This window comes from Bacillus sp. SKDU12 (assembly GCF_010093085.1).
Lineage (GTDB): Bacteria > Bacillota > Bacilli > Bacillales > Bacillaceae > Bacillus > Bacillus mexicanus.
Window position 1 is genome coordinate 119,137 of record NZ_MSRC01000001.1, and the last position, 18,354, is coordinate 137,490.

The window sequence follows — 18,354 nt, forward strand, 5'->3', positions numbered from 1 at the left end:
ACATTCGCCTTATCACTTTGCCTGATAACGGATCAGGTCCGTTCTTTCACTACTGAAAGCCTGGCCGGCTTTGTTTGCAAAAGCGGTTCATGAGTGTATTCGATATATCCGTCTGTACTGATTTTCACCGGCCATCAGCTCTCTGGAACGTAAGGATATCCTACTTGTCTCAATCTTTACCTTTTCATATGAAGCTATATCATTTTTAACATAAATAAAATTCCATGTCAACGCCGCCTTTTTAATCCTCCATCGTCGATAGATCCCCAGCCGGCAGATCGAGCTCCCACGCCTTCAGCACACGTCTCATAATTTTGCCGCTCCGGGTTTTCGGAAGCTTATCTTTAAATTCAATCTCACGCGGAGCCGCATGGGCTGCGAGACCCTGCTTCACAAAGAGGCGGATCTCTTCTTTCAGCTGATCAGACGGCTCAAATCCTTCTCTGAGTGCGATGAAGGCTTTAATGATTTCTCCCCGCACCGGATCGGGCTTTCCGATCACACCTGCTTCTGCAATGGCCGGATGTTCGACAAGCTTGCTTTCCACTTCGAATGGACCAACGCGTTCACCGGAAGTCATGATGACATCATCGACTCTGCCTTGAAACCAGAAATACCCCTCATCATCCATGTAGGCAGAATCGCCAGACACATACCAGCCGCCCGGCATGAAATATGATTCGTACTTTTCAGGGTTATTCCAAATGGTGTGCATCATGGAAGGCCAGCCCTTTTTGATGGCGAGATTGCCCATTTGGTAAGGCGGAAGCTCGTTGCCCTGATTGTCAACAATTGCCGCCTCTACACCGGGAATGGGCTTACCCATTGATCCCGGTTTAATATCCATGCAAGGATAGTTGCAGATGAGCTGGCTGCCCGTTTCTGTCATCCACCATGTATCATGAATTCGTTTGTTAAAGACTTTGTGTCCCCATCTGATGACTTCTGGATTTAACGGCTCCCCAACACTGAGCACATGCCGAAGTGACGTTAAATCATATTTCGCAGCCATCTCATCTCCTGCTCCCATAAGCATTCGAAACGCAGTCGGTGCGCTGTACCAGACGCTGACGCCTAGCTGTTCAATCGTTCCATACCAGCTTTCCGGACTGAAACGGCCGCCGACGATCACATTTGTCGCCCCGTTTAGCCACGGGGCAAAAATGCCGTATACCGTACCTGTCACCCAGCCTGGATCAGCTGTGCACCAGTAAATGTCTTCTTCCTTTAAATCAAGGACCCATTTTCCTGTCTGATATTGCTGTACCATCGCTTCATGGACATGAAGCACACCCTTTGGCGTTCCAGTGGAACCTGATGTATAGTGAAGCAGAAAGCCGTCTTTTTTGTCCATCCATTCGATATCCAGCCTTGTGCTCTCATGTTTTGCCGCTTCGTCATAATGAATGATGTTTGCGCCGCTTTGAGACCCTTCACCGACTACGAATATATGCTGTAAGTGAGGCAGTTTGTCGGCCGGTATTCTCTTCAGCAGTTCAGGCGTTGTGACAACAACCTTCGCTTCGCTGTTTTCAAGCCGGTCCTTTACAGCTCCCTCCATAAATGCTTCAAACAGCGGTCCGGCGATGGCGCCAATTTTGATGGCGCCAAGCATAATAAAATAAAGCTCGGGTGATCTCGGCATAAAAATAAAAACGCGGTCCCCTTTTTCCACATTTCCATACCGTTTCAGCACGTTCCCAGCTTTGTTAGATTCTTCCTTCATTTCTTTAAATGTGTATTTTTCATTCCGGTTTGCGTCTTTATAATAAAGTGCTACTTTGTTTTTTCGAAACGATTCGGCATGGCGGTCAATCGCTTCATAAGCCGCATTCAGTTTTCCTGTCTCATGCCAGGAGAAATGTTTCTCTGCCTCTGCCCAATCAAAATGCCGGTACGTTTCTTCATAATTTTTTAAATGATGATCCCCTTCCACTGCCGGTAACGCTTTCAAAGTCATGCCCAAACATCCCCCTTTGCTGAAGTTGTCACAATTATTATAGTATAAATTCACACTCTTCTCAATTTTTAAAATATAAACCATATTGAAAACGTTTTATATTTTGTTATTCTTAAAGAAGACACATATTTTCACAAGAATTGATGGGACGGTGGATCAGTGGAACATCATAAAACATACCATTCAGCAAACATCAAAACAGCAGCCGGCTCCTTACTGATAGAAGGGCCTGTCTCTCCAAAAGATTTGGCAGGTTACGAGTTTCATCATGATTTAACCGCATTTCGCCCGCCCCGCGAGCAGCATGAAGCGCTAGTCGACATTGCCGGCCTTCCCGAAGGTCGCATTATCATTGCCAGAGACAACCAAACCATTATCGGCTATGTGACGTATTTATATCCCGACCCGCTCGAAAGGTGGTCTGAGGGAAATATGGAGGATTTGCTTGAACTCGGAGCCATTGAAGTGGCGCCGGCTTACCGGGGATGGTCTGTCGGCAAGACGCTTCTGACCGTCAGCATGATGGATGAACAAATGGAAAACTATATCGTCATGACAACAGAATATTATTGGCATTGGGATTTAAAAGGGATGAAAAAAGATGTGTGGGAATACAGGAAGCTGATGGAGAAGATGATGAACGCAGGCGGATTGGTCTGGTTCGCCACAGATGAGCCGGAAATCAGCTCCCACCCTGCAAACTGTCTGATGGCACGCATCGGTAAAAACGTCAGCCAAGAATCAATTGAACAATTTGACAGGCTTCGTTTTTATCATCGTTTTATGTATTAACTGGCAAAGGGGAAAAAACAATGATTGTTGAGCAAATCATGAAAAAGGATGTCATTACATTAACGAAGACCGATACGCTTGAAACAGCCATATGCAAGCTGAAGGAATTTCATATCAGGCATCTGCCTGTTGTTGATAAAGACCGCTGTGTAATCGGAATGGTGACAGACAGAGACATGAAACAGGCCAGTCCCAGCATTTTTGAAGAAAACAAACGAAGCCGATTTCTCACACGAAACGTAGATTCAATTATGAAAACAGATGTCGTCTGTGCCCATCCGCTTGATTTTGTCGAAGAAATATCTGCCCTCTTCTACGAGCATGGCATCGGCTGTCTTCCAGTGGTGCAGCATCAAAAATTAATAGGGATTTTGACGAAAACCGATTTGCTGCGGACATTTGTCAAATTGACAGGTGCTGACCAGCCGGGCTCGCAAATCGAAATAAAAGTAAACGACATCACAAAAAGCCTCTCAGAAATCAGCAGCCTCTGCCAAGATCTCCAAGTGAAGATACTCAGCGTGCTTGTCTATCCCCATGAGGAACCTGAGGTAAAAGTGCTTGTCTTTCGTGTGGAAATGATGAACCCGCTGCCATTTTTGCAGGCATTACAAAGAAAAAGGCATCACGTCTTATGGCCGTCAGAGCAAAGGGACCTGCTATGAGAGACAGTGTGTTTATCTATTCTCCATCTTATCAAACCTATATGTTTCACCAGGAACACCCATTTAACCAACAGCGGGTTCTGTTAACATACGATTTGCTCAAGACGATCAAAGCCTTTGATGATGGAGATATTGTCAGTCCTAGACTAGCAAAAGAAGAGGAGCTTGCCCTTGTCCATACGGAAGATTACATTCAGGCTGTCAAACTTGCGGGCGCAGGAAAACTTCCAGTTGAAGAAGGAGAAAGCTACGGGCTCGGCACAGAGGATACACCTGTCTTTGCCGGCATGCACGAAGCTGCATCACTTTTAGTCGGCGGTACCTTAACGGCCGCAGACTGGGTGATGTCAGGACGAGCCCAGCACGCCGCCAACCTTGGGGGAGGCCTTCATCACGGCTTTCGGGGGAGGGCATCGGGGTTTTGCATATATAACGACAGTGCTGTGGCGATTCAATATATCCAGAAAAAATACAGGGCCAAAGTGCTTTATATTGATACGGACGCCCACCACGGGGACGGTGTGCAATTTACGTTCTACGATAACCCCAATGTATGCACGCTATCCATTCATGAAACAGGAAGGTATTTATTTCCTGGCACCGGTCAGATTCAGGAAAAAGGGAGCGGAAAAGGTTATGGCTATTCCTTTAATATCCCGCTTGATGCTTTTACAGAGGATGATTCCTTTCTTGAGGCTTACGAGACAGCAGCTGCCGAAGTCGCCGCTTATTTTCAGCCCGATGTTATTATCAGCCAAAATGGCGCAGATGCCCATTACTATGACCCGCTGACACATCTATCTGCAACAATCAGCATATACAAAGAAATCCCCCGGCTTGCACACACTTTAGCACATCAATATTGCGGAGGTAAATGGATCGCAGTCGGCGGCGGCGGCTATGATATTTGGCGTGTTGTGCCCCGCGCCTGGGCCAGAATATGGCTTGAAATGAAAGGGATAGATCCGGGAGACGACATCCCAGCGGAATGGACCGCTAAATGGCAAAAACAGTGCCCCGTCACCCTGCCGTCCAGCTGGAGCGATCCTGCCAATTTATATCCTCCGATTCCACGCAAGCCAGAAATCACAGAAAAAAATGCGCAAACCGTTAGCAAAGCATTATATGCGATACGATCTGAGAGGCAAAGAACAACATAAAAACGACCTTCACGAAGAGGTCGTTTTTGATTTCTTGATGACAATTTCCACACGCCGGTTTTCCTTCATATGTTCGTTTGTCTTGTTATCCTTTACAGGTTTTGTATCCGCATAGCCGACAGCGATAAGACGCTTCGAAGGAAGTTTCTCTTTTGACGTGAAATATTGAATAACTCCGCTCGCCCGCGCTGCTGACAGTTCCCAGTTAGACGGATATCGGTATGTTGAAATGTTGCGGCTGTCTGTATGGCCTTCCACTTGGATGTCGTTAGGAAGGGCTTGAAGAAGAACAGCGATTTGGTGAAGAAGTGATTCGGCATTTTTCAGCACTTTTGCCTCGCCTGAATCAAACAGCACAGCCTCCTGGAGCACGAGCACCACCCCGCGTTCATCCCGTTTGGCTGTCATTTGGGCATTCAAATGGTTGTCTTTTATGTATGTATTTACTTTCTTGAATAGCTGATCCTGCTGATCTTCCTTCTTCTTCTCATCAGCTGGCGAGGCATCCTTTTTTACTTTGGAGGTTTGGTCCGGCTGATGCCCGCCGTCTTCCTTTTGGATTGAATGAACTGCCGCTTTAAATTTTTGCAGATCGATTTGGGACATAGAAAAAAGTAAAATAAAGAACACAAGGATCAAGGTGATTAAATCTGAAAAGGTCACAATCCAGCTTGATGAAGATTGGCTGTTTTTCCCGCTTCCATTCCTTCTTTCTCTTCTAAGCTTCATGTATAGATCCCTTTTTTGTTTTTGTTTGATTTGGATTCTTTTTCCATTCTTCCCGAGAGCTGAAAACGACGAGCTGGCTTTCGAGATTGCGCGGGTTTTTTCCGGATTGAATTCCAATAATGCCTTCCACCATTACCTGCTTGATGAAGATTTCACTTTCTGTTTTTTCGTCGAGCTTAGCAGCAATCGGGTTGAATACCATGTTTGCCAGCAATGAACCATACAAGGTTGTCAGAAGCGCAACAGCCATATTCGGTCCAAGCATTTGCGGATCATTTAAATTTTTGAGCATCAGCACCAGTCCGACGAGTGTTCCGATCATTCCCCATGCCGGAGCGAATTCTCCCGCTTTTTCAAACACCCGCCGCCCTTTGCGGTGACGCTCCTCCATTGCTGCGACTTCTGAATCCATAACGAGCCGAATCGTTTCTTCATCCCAGCCGTCAATTGCTAAAAGCAGTCCCTTTTTTAAGAAAGGATCTCTGATTCCCCGAGCCTGATCATCCAATGAGAGAAGCCCGTGCTTACGTGCATGATCAGATAGAGAAACAAAGGTTTTCACAAGGTCTTTCACATCGTCTTCCTTTCGGATAAATGCCTGCTTTAATACAGAGGGCGTTTTTTTCAGCTCTCTCGGCGGAAAGCTGATAAAAATAGCGGCGCATAGTCCTCCTGTTACGATAAAGAAAGAGGTCAGATCAAGAAATGAGCGGAAACCGCTTACTCCCGACCCTGAGATAATCCCGATAACAATCATAATCATTCCTAGTACAAAACCAACAGGTGTAAGATAATCAAATCGTTTCATCATTTCTCCCCATGAAAAAAGCAAGAATTCACCCTTAGAGGTGAAGCTTGCTCTCTTGTTTTTCTTATGACTTGGTTGACTTTCTCAGCTCTATACGGTGCGGCAGTTCGACGATGTGCTCTTCAACAGGCTCTTTATTCATGAGCTTTGTCAGCAATCTCATCGCGACGGCGCCTATATCATACGTCGGCTGAACAACGGTTGTAAGCTGCGGACGAACCATGAGGCTTAATCTCGTATTATCAAAGCCAATAATCTCAAGATCTTCAGGAATAGATAAGCCTTGATCCTGAGCCGCATGGATAATGCCGAGCGCCATTTCATCAGTTGCAGAAAGAATGGCTGTCGGTTTTTTGTCCAGACTCATCAAATGCTGAAGTGCTTCAAGGCCAGAATCATATGTGTAATCCCCTTCAGCGATAAACTGCTCATTAAAAGGAAGGTTTGTTTCTTCAAGCGCACGTTTGTAGCCTTGCAGTTTTTTCGAGCGATTGATCGGTTCTGTCATTGGCCCGGAAACGAATGCGATATCTGTGTGCCCTTTATCAACCAATAGCTTCACAGCATCATAAATCGCCTGTTCGTAATCGATCGCAACCGACGGTGTTTCCCCCTGCTCTTCTACAGAAGCGGCAAGCACAATTGGCACTGGAGAACGCTTGAATTCCGCCACATGCTCGTCCGTAATGTTCCCTCCCATAAACACGATGCCGTCCACTTGCTTGCCGAGCATTGTATTTAAAAGGTGCAGCTCTTTCTCTGTATTTTGGTCAGAGTTGCTCAAAATAATATTGTATTTATACATTGTCGCGATATCTTCAATTCCGCGCGCAAGCTCTGAATAGAAAATGCTTGAGATATCGGGAATGATGACACCTACAGTTGTTGTTTTTTTGCTTGCCAGCCCTCTTGCCACCGCGTTTGGACGGTAGCCGAGACGGTCAATGGCTTCCAAGACTTTTTTCCGCGTTGTCGGTTTTACATTCGGGTTGCCGTTCACGACACGGGAAACAGTTGCCATGCTTACATTCGCTTCTCTCGCTACATCGTAGATCGTAATATTGCTCATCCTAAAACCACTCCTTTTACTGGATACACTTATCCTTATCTATAGCATAAACACTTTATGTAGAGAAATGTCATAACGTCCGAATTTATGTCGTTTATGATTTGTAAGCGTAAGTCAGTAGTTTACATTATTTTTCATTATTCCTCAAATTTAAATACTTCTCATGAAATTATACACGTTTTTATAGATGATGAAAACGTATACGTAGATTTTATAACTAATTAAACAAGAAAGCATAAAAAAAGACCGCAGATGCGGCCTTTTAAAGGTCAATTAAGCATTGACTTTCACCATAGGTTTCAGTTCATCCAACCATTTTTCGAATTCAGGAATCGCCATTTGCTGAGCAGAGTCAGAAAGCGCAACTGATGGATCCGGGTGAACCTCAGCCATTACGCCATCTGCGCCAATCGCTAAAGCAGCTTTAGCTGTCGGAAGCAAGAGGTCGCGGCGGCCAGTTGAATGTGTCACATCAACAAAGACCGGCAAATGTGTTTCTTGTTTCAGAATCGGCACAGCGGAAATATCCAATGTGTTTCTCGTCGCTGTTTCGTATGTTCTGATTCCGCGCTCACAAAGGATAATTTGATCGTTTCCTTGTGACATGATGTATTCAGCAGCATTGACAAATTCAGAGATTGTTGCAGCAAGCCCTCGCTTCAGAAGCACTGGTTTTTTCACTGCGCCGGCTGCTTTCAGCAACTCGAAGTTTTGCATGTTGCGCGCTCCGATTTGAATGACATCAATGTAGTCCAGCGCTTCTTCGATATGAGCCGGCGTTACGATTTCACTGATCACAGCCAAATCAAATTCGTCCGCTACACGTTTTAAGATTTGAAGGCCTTCAACACCAAGCCCTTGGAAATCGTATGGGCTCGTACGAGGCTTAAAGGCTCCTCCGCGCAATATTTTAATTCCTTGTTTTTTCGCAGCTGCCGCCACTTCAGCCACCTGCTCGTAGCTCTCTACCGCACATGGGCCAACAATGAATCTTTGCTGGCCGTCTCCAATTTTTTCACCTTTGATATCTACGATTGTATCTTCCGGTTTTTTCTTACGGGAGACAAGCAGCGCTTTGCTGTGATCTTCTTCCTGAAGCTCTAAACCTGCTTTGAATATTTCTTTAAAAATGTGCTGGATGGTAGAATTTTCGAACGGGCCGTTATTGTTTTCAATGATATTGTTTAACATTGTGCGTTCTCTGACAGGATCAAACCGGTTAACACCCTGCGCTTCCTTCGCTTTACCAATCTCTTTCACAACATTGCCGCGTTCGTTGATTAATTTTAGAATTTGTAGGTTTAATTCGTCTGCTTTCTGCCTTAGTAGGTCTAACTCTGTGTTGCTCATTTTTTTCATCCTCTCCCTGCACATTCAATTTGTATTTTGTGGTTATCATGCATCTTACTATAAGTAATTCCAAATGGAAATACTGAAATACAAAAAATTTTATAAAAACTTCACTTTATTACCCAAACGCTTTTAAGTGATAAAGTAATCTATGAAATTATCCTACATGATGTGAGGGTAATGTTCAAGGTTTTTTTCAAAAAAAAAAGCGCCAGAATATATCTGGACGCTCTTTTCTATGATAAATGCTGCTCAATGGCCGCTTCTGTAATTTGTGAATGTGAGGTATGCCACTTCACTTCACCGTTTTCGATAACAAAAACCTGAGGGCTTTCGTGCTTTACGCCATATGTTTCTGCGATGAAATTTGACAGCGGCCGGGCATTTTGCACTTGCAGATAGTAAGCCCGCACATCCTCATGCTGATTTGCAAAGGCATCGAATTCTTGGAATGCCGCCTGGCTGATCGGACATGTCATACTGTGTTTAAAGAAGACGAAGATGCCTTCCTGTCCTGCAATCCGTTTGAATTCTTCCTCAGATTGAATGAGCTGTTTTGCCATGATTCAAGCTCTTCCTTCCTGCTTAGCGATTGATATGCTCAGCCTGTTTTTTTGCATCTTTCAGTTCGTCTTTTACATCTTCTTTCTTTTGGAGAACTTGGTCTTTTGTTTCGTCGGCAGCCTGCATTGCTTCTTCTCTCATATCTTGCATGGCAGTCGATGAATCCGTTTTTCCTGATTTGGAACGGTCTCTTAAATCCTTGACCTTGTTCATGATCTGCCCTGACTGATCTGCTACAAGCTGTGTGATGTTAGATGTTTTATCTTTTGCAATGCTGACATATTGCGTGCCTTTTTCCTTCGCATCTGCTGTCATTTTGTCAGTTTTGTCACGCAAAGCTACAGCTTGACTGCCAAGATCGTCGCGAAGTTCTTTGCCTGATTTAGGCGCTAGAAAAAGAGCGGTTGCGGCACCGACGATTCCCCCGACTAATGTTCCGATTAAAAAGTCTTTACTATTCATTCCATCTTTACTCATCCTTATTCCTCCTTATCATATTTTTCTCTTACAAAGCTGATTTTTTCTTTTGCTTCCATTTCTCCCAAATTTCCATTGCTGCTTGACTCCATGTGACAACTTGATTGATCTTGTCTTGGTTTTCCCTCACTGATGCTGATACAGACCCTGCCGCCTGTTTCATAGATGTATTGAACTGCTGTACAGAAGTTCCCACCCCTTGAACAGCATGAACGACCGTATTCAGCTTTTCAGATTTTTCTTGGATATCTTCAGCCAAGCGGTTTGTCTTATGTAAAAGCTCAGCTGTTTCAATTGTGATGCCTTTCATTTGTCCCTCCAGCCCTTCGAGAGTGGATGCGACATTTTTCAGAGTCAGCTGCAGTGACTTCAGTGTTTTAGACAAGTAGATCACTAATACTAGAAATGCGACTGCGATAAGTGCAACGCTTAAGTAAAGAATTATAATCATCTCAAACCTCCTTGCTGCAGGATATACTGCTGTTTACCCGTTTGCTTAAATCATAAACATGTGTATTGGGCTGTATACATATTATTCTCCATTATGTAAGAAAATCCTTTATCAAGGTTTTCATCAGATAAATAAAAAGCAGTGAAAACACTGCTTTTTATTATGCCATGACGTTTTCGTAGGCTCTCATATATTTTTGGATATCTCCTGCCCCCATAAAGATGAGAACGGCTTTTTCATGAGCTTTTAAAACAGATGTATCATCTTCTTCAATCAGCTTTGCATGATGGATTTTTCCCTGCAGGTCTCCGATCGTCAGCTTTCCTGCATTTTCCCGTGCTGAACCGAAAATATCGCATAAATACACACAGTCAGCTCCGCTTAGGCTTTCAGCGAATTCGTCAAGGAATTGCTGCGTCCGTGTGAAAGTATGAGGCTGAAATACAGCAACGATTTCACGATCGGGGTATTTCTGTCTTGCCGCCTCAATCGTTACCTTTATTTCTGTCGGGTGATGAGCGTAGTCATCAATTAACACTTGATTTCCGAGCTGTTTCTCATTGAATCTTCGTTGGACGCCGCCAAATGATTTGAGGGCATGTTTAATGATGCTCGAGTCAATCTCTTCATAATGGCATAACGCAATGACCGCCAATGAGTTTAACACATTGTGGCTGCCGTACGCCGGAATATAAAACGTGTCATAGAATGTATTGCGGACAAACACATCGAAAGTTGTCCCTTCCGTGCTTTTTACGATGTTTCTGGCTTGAAAATCATTTTCTTCCCCAGTTCCGTAATACACAACCGGGACGTTCGCATGGATTTTCGGAAGATGCTCATCGTCTCCGCAGGCGATAATGCCTTTGTTGACTTGCAGAGCCATCTCTTGGAAAGCGTCAAACACATCGTCAATGCTTGAGAAGTAATCAGGATGGTCAAAATCAATATTCGTCATGATCGCGTAGTCTGGCTGATAGCTTAAGAAATGGCGGCGGTATTCGCACGCTTCAAACACAAAGTATTCGCTGTTTTCATTTCCTTGGCCTGTTCCGTCCCCGATTAAAAAAGACGTCGGTTTTGCGTTTTGTATCACATGAGCCAGCAAACCCGTAGTCGACGTTTTGCCGTGTGCGCCCGTAACGGCAACACTCGTGAATTTTTTCATGTAGTCGCCTAAAAACTTATGATAACGTATCACCGGAATTCCGTCAGACATAGCTTTTTCAATTTCAGGATGCGTGTCTGGGAATGCGTTTCCAGCGATAACTGTCATGCCAGGTTTGATATTATCTGCGCTAAAAGGAAGGATTGTAATATTTCTTTTTTCAAGCGCTGTTTGCGTAAAAATAAATTTTTCGATATCCGATCCTTGGACAGTATATCCATTATCATGAAGTATTTGGGCAAGCGGACTCATACCGGTCCCTTTTATTCCAACAAAATGATAAACAGTCATAATTGTACCTCCAACAAACGTCTATCTGTTCCCCAGTATATGACGCTCATTTCAATTTGCGACCGCGGCGGCTGAAAAGCACCCCCTAGCGGCGTATTTTTATATGTTTTGTTATGTTCAGTATCCGGTTATTTCTTTCTGATTAAACCTGAATATCAAGATTTGTCTATGCGTATCTGCTGTGAAGCGAAATAGCATAGCAGTTAAATGCTCTAAACACTATCATACCATGTTTAATGTGAAAATGAACCCAATATTATTCGTTTATTAAATCACTTGCTGTGATCAGGACCTCCCGCGGCTTGCTTCCTTTTGCCTCCGAGATCATGCCTTCCGCTTCCATCATATCAATCAGCCTTGCCGCACGATTATACCCGATTCTGAATCTTCTTTGCAGGCTTGAAGTGCTCGCGCTGTTTTGCTCAACAACAAACTCACACGCTTCGTCAAACAGTTCATCCTCTTCTTTCAAGGCTGATCCTTGTCTTACAAGCTCTTCTTGTTCAAATAAATAGGTTGGCGGCATTTGCGCTCTAACATGGGAAACAACCCGGTCGATTTCACGGTCTGACACAAAATTACCTTGCAGACGGACCGGTTTTCCCGAGCCGTTTTCTAAAAAGAGCATGTCTCCTTTTCCGAGAAGCTTTTCCGCACCGGCAATGTCAATAATCGTTCGGGAATCAACCTGACTCGAAACAGAAAATGCAATTCTCGTCGGGATATTCGCCTTAATCAGACCAGTAATGACATCGACTGACGGCCGCTGAGTCGCAACGAGCAGATGGATTCCGCAGGCTCTGGCTTTTTGGGCAATCCTCGCAATGCTCTCTTCGACATCATTCGGAGCCACCATCATCAAATCAGCAAGCTCATCAATTACCACAACTAAATAAGGCAGCTTTTCACCTGTCTGATGATCGGCTGTTAATTGATTAAAGCGGTCAATGTCGCGTACGCCGGAATGGGCAAACAGCTCATAGCGCCGCTCCATTTCCTCAACCGTCCATTTTAAAGCAGCAGTAGCCGCTTTAGCGTCCGTAATAACTGGGCTCACGAGATGAGGAATTTTGTTGTAAGGGGCAAGCTCTACCATTTTCGGATCAATCAGCAGCACCTTTACCTCACTCGGGTCAGCTTTATAAAGCAGGCTGACTAACATTGTATTGATACATACGCTTTTTCCCGAGCCCGTTGCACCGGCAATCAAGCCATGCGGCATTTTCTTTAAGTCGATAACGACAGGGTTTCCCGAGATATCCAGTCCCAGGGCAGCCGTGAGCGGCGACTTGCTTGTCCTGAAAGCTGAACTGCGAATCATCTGACGCAAATCAACCATCTTGCTCGTACGGTTCGGCACTTCTATTCCGATCGTGTTTTTCCCCGGAATCGGCGCTTCAATCCGAATATCTCTTGCAGACAGGCTGAGTTTAATATCATCAGATAAGTTGGTGATTTTATTCACCTTTACGCCTGGTTCAGGATGCACTTCAAATCTCGTGACAGACGGCCCCTGAGTCACATGGACTACTGTGGCGCGGACATTGAAATTTTTCAGCGTCAAGTCAAGAAGCTGACGCTGTTCCTCGATCCACTCTGTATCGTCCTGAACTTGCGCCGGCGGAACATCAAGCAGGGCAACATTTGGAAACACATAGCTGCCGCGGCGATCTTCAGCTTTTTGCTGTTTATGTGTATCTCTTTTCAGCATCATAACATTAAAAGGAACGGATGGCCCTTTTTGAGTTGATGTGCTTCGTTCAGTCCGTTTTTCCTGCATGGCAGGCCTTTTTTGCGGTTCCTTTATCGTCTCATATGTTTCCTGCCGGTTTGCATCGGCTTCAGAAAACTCTTGCTCCAGACTGTCAGGCTGAACAGCTTCTTCCGGACTGTCGTGCTGATTATTTATTATGCTGTCTAATGGCTCGTCTGATTCTATGGCATCCGTTTCTGCTTGAGCCAGGGCTTCAGATGGTGAAAGCTCATCATCAGTAAATAAAGATGGCTCGTCTGTTTGTTCTTCTTGAACAGCTGGAGCCTCAGCTGCTGCGATTTCGTGATGATTGTTTACAGAGCTGTCTGACCGTTCTTCTGACACTTCAGCCCTAGACAACACCTCTGTCAAAGACTCAGGTGCTGGCTGCTCTTCATCATGTTCAGCGCGAAATCCAGATTCTTCCACTTCCTCTGGCTGCAGTTCCTTTTGTTCTTCTGCAACACGGCTTAAAAGGTCTTCTTGCGCCTCAGTCACCTGATCTGTCAGCATCTCAGGTTCTGCCTGCTCTTCAGTTTGTCCTGCCCGGAAGAAAGGTTCCTCTTGTTCCGGCTGCTGAACGTCGTCAGCAGCCGGAACTCTCTTATCTAATGGCTCGTCTGCCGGGTGCTGTGTCAGCATTTCATCATGCTCTGCTGCCGTTCCATTTGAAACGCGAGAAGGCTGCTCTTCGAATTGATTATCCGGGAAGAAACGTTCTTCTTTCATGTCCTGCTTCGGTCTGTCTGAAGCAGTATAGCCGTGTTCACGTTCGATCTCTTCGGACAGCAATGTTACTTTCTCTTTTACAGATTTGTCCTGCACCTTCATTGCTTCAGAAGGCTGTTCCTTTTTGACGGATGGTTTTTGATTGAATCCATATATAGGCGAAGGAATATTTGTCGGTTTAAACGGTTTCTTCGCCGGTTCAGATGTTTGATATGTATGTTGCTCTTTTACATCTTTGGATCGTTCTCTGTATGGTGCAGCGCTGGGACGAGCTGCGGGTTTCGGTTCATCCGATGGTGCGTGGCGCCTTTTTAAATCTTGATTTTTATATCCGTCAGGCACGATTGGAAAACGGAATTTGCCTTTTGGATATTCATAATATATTTTAGGATCTTCCAATCTTTTTACTTGTCCTTCAGAATGATGTGTCTCTTGCTGCTGCGGAATTTGAGCGGTTTTTGTCTCCTGTTCATTATCCTTTTCACTTTCGCCTAAAAACAAATCAAAAAATTTATGAAGCCAACTCATAATTTATCTCTAACTCCCTTATAGTTTTCTGGGACGTTTTTTAGTATACCACTGCTGGTCTGCCCAGAAAAGATTAAGCTTTCAGCAAAACAAAGCCGCTAAACAAAGGCTTAGCGGCTTTTTAGATGATTCGTTTTTTTAAACGGGTTTATGGGAGTCTAAAACTGAAATGCCTCTCCCGCCTTATGGTCTCCTTCTAATACAAGAATTCCTTTTTCAGCTGGGGCATCCGGCAAAGCGAGCTCTTTCGCTGAGCAGATCATTCCGCTTGACGGAACGCCGCGAAGCTCTGCATCCTTAATGACAAGCCCGCTCGGCATCACAGCGCCCACTTTGGCAACGACAACTTTCTGACCTTGGTCAACGTTAGGTGCGCCGCAGACGATCTGGAGCGTTTCTTCTCCTACATTGACTTTACATACACTCAGCTTATCCGCATTCGGATGTTTTTCTTTTGACTCCACATATCCGACAACAAACTTCGGAGATAAATCAACGACTAATGTCTCTTCTGCGCCGTTTCTGCTTAGAATCTCATTCACATCCTGCACAAATGTTTCTGAGAGCTCAACAGGGCCGTTTTCATCAATGGTCAAGTAAGAAGACGCATTGAAAATGTTGAAACCCGTTGTTTCCTTTGTCTCGTTATTAAAAATTTTGACGACGTCGCCGTATGTTTCATAGCCAATTTGTTCGCGTGTCACATCTTGAAGTGAGATCAGGAGCGTGTCTCCCACACCTTCTTTATTATAAAAAGCGTTCATAAGTAAAAATCCTTTCTAATCCTTTTTCGGACGGCTTTTCGCCAGAATAAACACCGGTTCCAGCTTTCCTTCATTGTACAAAAATGAAAGGGCGGTAATCGGAACGGTGCCGCCGGCAAAGAAGCTCATCGACATTTGTCCTAGAATATCATACCCCGATTCATTACGGATGTCAGCAAGAATCAGAACGTCCTGATGCGGAACAGAGATCGCCAGCTCACCTTCTGCACGCTGCTTGTACTCATTTAAAATCGCTTCGTTTAAAATCCGGCTGGCGTCATAACCGTCGTTCGCCCTGAAAAAGTAAAAGTAATTGCCGGCTACTGTATCCTCTTTGACAACCGCCGGCAGAGAGCGGAGATTAAATGCTGCCGTCTCTCTGATCCGCTCTTTTGTCCAGTTTTCTTTCTCAAGCATGCGCTGGTCAATTAAACGGTAGGTTTTCCCGAGATCAAGCGCGTAATAAATTCTTGTCTCTGCGGTATGATCGTCATAAATGAGCGGAATATCTTCGCTGGATTTATCCGGAAAAGAAGTTGAGCGTATGACCGGGTAAATGCGGCTTTCTTTTCCGGTCATTTCCTGAGCCTTCCCTTCCATTGCCGTCATCGCTTCGGAGACATAGTACACAATCTCATCGATGGCTTCATCTTTTTTCAGTTCCCATTTTGCAATGATCGGCGGCAGGTCGAGCGTAATTCCTTTTTTCGTCGTTTGATCCTCAACACGGAGGGTATCTTTTTCTCTGTCAAACAGAAAGGAGCGATTCTCGTGCTGAAGGCGCTGTTTCAGAATATCTGACAGCTTCCTTGAGGTCATTTTCAAACCGGATGTCCTCCTTTACGCTTTAGCGAGAGAGTCAGTTAAAAACTGTTCAATTTCTTCTTTCGTTTTACGGTCTTTGCTCACAAAACGATTCACTTCTTTTCCTTTATTAAAAACGACAAAGCTTGGAATTCCGTAAATTTCCCACTCTGCACACGTATCGATGAATTTGTCGCGATCTACGTAGTAGTAAGTGAATTCAGGGAAGTCCGCTTCCACTTCAGGCAGAAAAGGCTCTACGAAACGGCAATCCGGGCACCAGTCGGCTGAAAACATAAAGACCGCCCAATCATCCTTTACCGCTTTTTCCAGCTCTTGAGTTGATTCGATTTTTTTCATTTCATATCCCTCCAGTTGTTTATGTTCTTACATGTTGTTTATCGATACTTGTCTATTTGGATCATACCAAACTACTTGCGGCAAAACCACTTATATGCAACGTATGAATATGTAAGATTGGCTTTCCCATTATCATTATCATATTTTATTTGCATTATCAAGTTCGTTTCGTTTAACATCGTGTACATAAGGGCAACATTTACAGATGAATATAGATTAGGAGGGATTTTCAGGATGGAGTTTATCGTCTATTTAGCAGGAGAAATTCACAGCAATTGGCGCGAGGAAATCAAAGAGAAAACAAAATCACTAAAGCTGCCGATTACGTTTGTCGGCCCGATGGAAAATCACGATCGCTCAGACAATATCGGTGAAGAAATCATGGGTGTTCAGCCAAGTGCCGTTTTGAAGGATGACAAAGCCTCTGACATGAACAATTTCAGAACAGCCGTCCTGATGAATAAAGCAGACGTTGTGATCGCCCTATTCGGCGAAAAATACAAACAATGGAACACGGCAATGGATGCATCATATGCGATCGCAAAAGGAAAACCTTTAATTATGATCCGGCCGGAATCGCTCCACCATCCTTTAAAAGAGCTTTCCAATAAAGCGAATATAACGGTTGAAACCGTGAACCAAGCCATTAAGGCCCTGTCCTATGTATTTGAAGCAGAATGAGAAAAAAGCTTGTTGATCCGGGCTTACTGCCCTGTTCAACAAGCTTTTATGGCTTCCTACATATTTTCCTTAATCGCATCCACCGTCTGCTTATCGCAGGCTGTCACTAATGTAATGAGCATTTCTTTAGCAGCAGCATAGTCGTCAATATGAATGATAGAAGCATTCGTATGAATATAGCGGGAACAAATCCCGATCACCGCTGAAGGAACACCGCTGTTCGAAATATGAACTCTGCCTGCATCTGTTCCCCCGCCTGATACAAAATATTGATATGGGATATCATGTGTTTCCGCCATATCAAGCACAAATTCTCTCATTCCGCGGTGCATGACTGTCGTTCTGTCAAGAATGCGAAGCAAAAAGCCTTTTCCAAGCTGGCCAAATTCATTTTTGTCACCGCTCATATCGTTTGCCGGACTGGCGTCAAGCGCAAAAAACAAGTCGGGTTTAATCATATGGGAAGCCGTTTGTGCGCCTCTCAGCCCAACTTCCTCTTGAACCGTTGCACCCGCGTAGAGTGTGTTCGGAAGTTCTTTTCCATGCAATTCTTTCAAAAGCTCAATGCTCAATCCGCATCCATACCGATTATCCCACGCTTTTGATAAAATTTTCTTTTCATTTGCCATCGTTGTAAACGGACAGACAGGCACGATTTGCTGTCCTGGTTTTATGCCGATTTTGATGGCGTCTTCCTTATCATCCGCTCCAATATCAATCATCATGTTTTTGATATCCATCGGGCGGTTTCGCTGGGCATCTGTCAGCAGATGCGGCGGTATGCTGGAAATCACTCCCGGAACCGGCCCGTTGTCTGTTTGAATTTCAACTCGCTGTGCAAGCAGCACCTGACTCCACCAGCCTCCGAGCGTCTGGAACCTAAGCAGCCCATTGTCTGTGATAGATGTGACCATGAAGCCGACTTCGTCCATATGCCCGGCTACCATAATTCTCGGTGCGCCCTCGCCGCCTTTTCTGACACCGAAAACACTTCCCAGTCTGTCCTGAACGATGTCATCGGCATACTTGGCAAGCTCTTGCCTCATAAAAGCACGAACCTGATGTTCATTTCCCGGCGCGCCGGGAAGCTGCGTCAGTGTTTGGAAAAGCGTTTTCGTTTCATGATTCATGTTTTCCCCTCATTTCTATGTAGTCCTTTTATTTTATTAGAAAAAATGCAGTTTTCCAAGCGCCAGACTCAATCTGCTCCATCGGCCGCGTATTGCTTAACACGATTTGGTGGTTTCTGTA

Annotated in this window: 19 protein-coding genes and 1 other annotated feature (1 of these 20 only partly in view); of the genes, 4 read left to right on the forward strand and 15 right to left on the reverse strand. The window is 44.7% G+C overall.

The window, feature by feature from the left end; translation table 11 throughout:
- Positions 1-186, reverse strand: a binding site (T-box leader) (it extends 52 nt beyond the left edge of the window).
- A gap of 55 nt (positions 187-241) precedes the next feature.
- Entirely contained in the window at positions 242-1,960 is a 1,719-nt protein-coding gene (gene acsA, locus BTW01_RS00570; RefSeq protein ID WP_162101126.1) for an acetate--CoA ligase, read from the reverse strand.
- Positions 1,961-2,119: 159 nt separating this feature from the next.
- On the opposite strand from acsA, the gene acuA reads away from it, so the two are divergent.
- From acuA to BTW01_RS00585, 3 genes are read left to right on the forward strand one after another with little or no spacing between them, the layout of a single operon-like run.
- A complete protein-coding gene (gene acuA / locus BTW01_RS00575) occupies positions 2,120-2,752 on the forward strand; it encodes an acetoin utilization protein acetyltransferase AcuA (RefSeq protein ID WP_162101127.1) in 633 nt (210 codons plus the stop codon).
- Between the two features lie 20 nt (positions 2,753-2,772).
- On the forward strand, positions 2,773-3,417 hold the full coding sequence (locus tag BTW01_RS00580; protein WP_162101128.1) for an acetoin utilization AcuB family protein: 645 nt from the start codon (positions 2,773-2,775) through the stop codon (positions 3,415-3,417).
- Positions 3,414-4,577, forward strand: a complete 1,164-nt coding sequence (locus BTW01_RS00585) for an acetoin utilization protein AcuC (protein ID WP_162101129.1) — start codon at positions 3,414-3,416, stop codon at positions 4,575-4,577. Before BTW01_RS00580 ends, BTW01_RS00585 begins: the two co-directional genes overlap by 4 nt.
- Before the next feature lie 9 nt (positions 4,578-4,586).
- On the opposite strand, the gene motS is transcribed toward BTW01_RS00585, so the two are convergent.
- The 13 genes from motS to BTW01_RS00650 form a co-directional block, all read right to left on the reverse strand.
- Positions 4,587-5,306 carry a flagellar motor protein MotS gene (motS, locus tag BTW01_RS00590; RefSeq protein ID WP_162101130.1) on the reverse strand — a complete coding sequence of 240 codons (720 nt, stop codon included), beginning with the start codon at positions 5,304-5,306 and terminating at the stop codon, positions 4,587-4,589.
- The gene (gene motP / locus BTW01_RS00595) at positions 5,296-6,114 is read right to left on the reverse strand and encodes a flagellar motor protein MotP (RefSeq protein WP_162101131.1); all 819 of its coding nucleotides are present in this window, start codon (positions 6,112-6,114) and stop codon (positions 5,296-5,298) included. The genes motS and motP overlap by 11 nt, the downstream gene beginning before the upstream one ends.
- 64 nt (positions 6,115-6,178) lie before the next feature.
- On the reverse strand, positions 6,179-7,183 hold the full coding sequence (ccpA, locus tag BTW01_RS00600; protein ID WP_162101132.1) for a catabolite control protein A: 1,005 nt from the start codon (positions 7,181-7,183) through the stop codon (positions 6,179-6,181).
- 273 nt (positions 7,184-7,456) lie between these two features.
- Entirely contained in the window at positions 7,457-8,533 is a 1,077-nt protein-coding gene (locus tag BTW01_RS00605; RefSeq protein WP_162101133.1) for a bifunctional 3-deoxy-7-phosphoheptulonate synthase/chorismate mutase, read from the reverse strand.
- A gap of 236 nt (positions 8,534-8,769) precedes the next feature.
- Positions 8,770-9,096, reverse strand: a complete 327-nt coding sequence (gene ytxJ / locus BTW01_RS00610) for a bacillithiol system redox-active protein YtxJ (protein WP_162101134.1) — start codon at positions 9,094-9,096, stop codon at positions 8,770-8,772.
- A 22-nt stretch (positions 9,097-9,118) separates the two neighbouring features.
- Positions 9,119-9,574, reverse strand: coding sequence for a YtxH domain-containing protein (locus tag BTW01_RS00615; RefSeq protein ID WP_162101135.1), 456 nt, complete (start codon positions 9,572-9,574; stop codon positions 9,119-9,121).
- A gap of 28 nt (positions 9,575-9,602) precedes the next feature.
- Complete coding sequence (locus BTW01_RS00620) at positions 9,603-10,025, reverse strand: DUF948 domain-containing protein (RefSeq protein WP_162101136.1); 423 nt, start codon at positions 10,023-10,025, stop codon at positions 9,603-9,605.
- A gap of 160 nt (positions 10,026-10,185) precedes the next feature.
- Positions 10,186-11,484, reverse strand: a complete 1,299-nt coding sequence (murC, locus tag BTW01_RS00625) for a UDP-N-acetylmuramate--L-alanine ligase (protein ID WP_162101137.1) — start codon at positions 11,482-11,484, stop codon at positions 10,186-10,188.
- A gap of 256 nt (positions 11,485-11,740) precedes the next feature.
- On the reverse strand, positions 11,741-14,494 hold the full coding sequence (locus BTW01_RS00630) for a DNA translocase FtsK (RefSeq protein WP_162101138.1): 2,754 nt from the start codon (positions 14,492-14,494) through the stop codon (positions 11,741-11,743).
- A gap of 158 nt (positions 14,495-14,652) precedes the next feature.
- Complete coding sequence (gene ytpR / locus BTW01_RS00635) at positions 14,653-15,258, reverse strand: YtpR family tRNA-binding protein (RefSeq protein WP_162101139.1); 606 nt, start codon at positions 15,256-15,258, stop codon at positions 14,653-14,655.
- A gap of 15 nt (positions 15,259-15,273) precedes the next feature.
- Positions 15,274-16,083 carry a DUF1444 domain-containing protein gene (locus tag BTW01_RS00640; protein ID WP_162101140.1) on the reverse strand — a complete coding sequence of 270 codons (810 nt, stop codon included), beginning with the start codon at positions 16,081-16,083 and terminating at the stop codon, positions 15,274-15,276.
- A gap of 15 nt (positions 16,084-16,098) precedes the next feature.
- Positions 16,099-16,422, reverse strand: coding sequence for a thioredoxin family protein (locus tag BTW01_RS00645; protein WP_162101141.1), 324 nt, complete (start codon positions 16,420-16,422; stop codon positions 16,099-16,101).
- 71 nt (positions 16,423-16,493) lie between these two features.
- Complete coding sequence (locus tag BTW01_RS00650; protein ID WP_162101211.1) at positions 16,494-16,577, reverse strand: hypothetical protein; 84 nt, start codon at positions 16,575-16,577, stop codon at positions 16,494-16,496.
- Positions 16,578-16,656: 79 nt separating this feature from the next.
- Here BTW01_RS00650 and BTW01_RS00655 point away from each other — a divergent pair, with 79 nt between their 5' ends.
- A complete protein-coding gene (locus tag BTW01_RS00655) occupies positions 16,657-17,103 on the forward strand; it encodes a YtoQ family protein (protein WP_162101142.1) in 447 nt (148 codons plus the stop codon).
- Between the two features lie 56 nt (positions 17,104-17,159).
- Here the strand turns inward: BTW01_RS00655 and BTW01_RS00660 are convergent, their stop codons facing one another.
- Positions 17,160-18,233: a M42 family metallopeptidase gene (locus BTW01_RS00660; protein ID WP_162101143.1), complete on the reverse strand. Its 1,074-nt coding sequence runs from the start codon at positions 18,231-18,233 to the stop codon at positions 17,160-17,162.
- Positions 18,234-18,354: the final 121 nt, after the last annotated feature.

Bases quoted from the DNA above. Each gene is read 5' to 3' on its own strand.
- murC (WP_162101137.1), bottom strand. From the start codon at position 11,484: ATGACTGTTTATCATTTTGTTGGAATAAAAGGGACCGGTATGAGTCCG.
- BTW01_RS00615 (WP_162101135.1), bottom strand. From the start codon at position 9,574: ATGAGTAAAGATGGAATGAATAGTAAAGACTTTTTAATCGGAACATTA.
- acsA (WP_162101126.1), bottom strand. From the start codon at position 1,960: ATGACTTTGAAAGCGTTACCGGCAGTGGAAGGGGATCATCATTTAAAA.
- BTW01_RS00620 (WP_162101136.1), bottom strand. From the start codon at position 10,025: ATGATTATAATTCTTTACTTAAGCGTTGCACTTATCGCAGTCGCATTT.
- BTW01_RS00580 (WP_162101128.1), top strand. From the start codon at position 2,773: ATGATTGTTGAGCAAATCATGAAAAAGGATGTCATTACATTAACGAAG.
- BTW01_RS00630 (WP_162101138.1), bottom strand. From the start codon at position 14,494: ATGAGTTGGCTTCATAAATTTTTTGATTTGTTTTTAGGCGAAAGTGAA.
- BTW01_RS00660 (WP_162101143.1), bottom strand. From the start codon at position 18,233: ATGAATCATGAAACGAAAACGCTTTTCCAAACACTGACGCAGCTTCCC.
- BTW01_RS00585 (WP_162101129.1), top strand. From the start codon at position 3,414: ATGAGAGACAGTGTGTTTATCTATTCTCCATCTTATCAAACCTATATG.
- ytxJ (WP_162101134.1), bottom strand. From the start codon at position 9,096: ATGGCAAAACAGCTCATTCAATCTGAGGAAGAATTCAAACGGATTGCA.
- BTW01_RS00650 (WP_162101211.1), bottom strand. From the start codon at position 16,577: ATGCAAATAAAATATGATAATGATAATGGGAAAGCCAATCTTACATAT.
- motS (WP_162101130.1), bottom strand. From the start codon at position 5,306: ATGAAGCTTAGAAGAGAAAGAAGGAATGGAAGCGGGAAAAACAGCCAA.
- BTW01_RS00605 (WP_162101133.1), bottom strand. From the start codon at position 8,533: ATGAGCAACACAGAGTTAGACCTACTAAGGCAGAAAGCAGACGAATTA.
- ccpA (WP_162101132.1), bottom strand. From the start codon at position 7,183: ATGAGCAATATTACGATCTACGATGTAGCGAGAGAAGCGAATGTAAGC.
- ytpR (WP_162101139.1), bottom strand. From the start codon at position 15,258: ATGAACGCTTTTTATAATAAAGAAGGTGTGGGAGACACGCTCCTGATC.
- BTW01_RS00645 (WP_162101141.1), bottom strand. From the start codon at position 16,422: ATGAAAAAAATCGAATCAACTCAAGAGCTGGAAAAAGCGGTAAAGGAT.
- motP (WP_162101131.1), bottom strand. From the start codon at position 6,114: ATGAAACGATTTGATTATCTTACACCTGTTGGTTTTGTACTAGGAATG.
- BTW01_RS00655 (WP_162101142.1), top strand. From the start codon at position 16,657: ATGGAGTTTATCGTCTATTTAGCAGGAGAAATTCACAGCAATTGGCGC.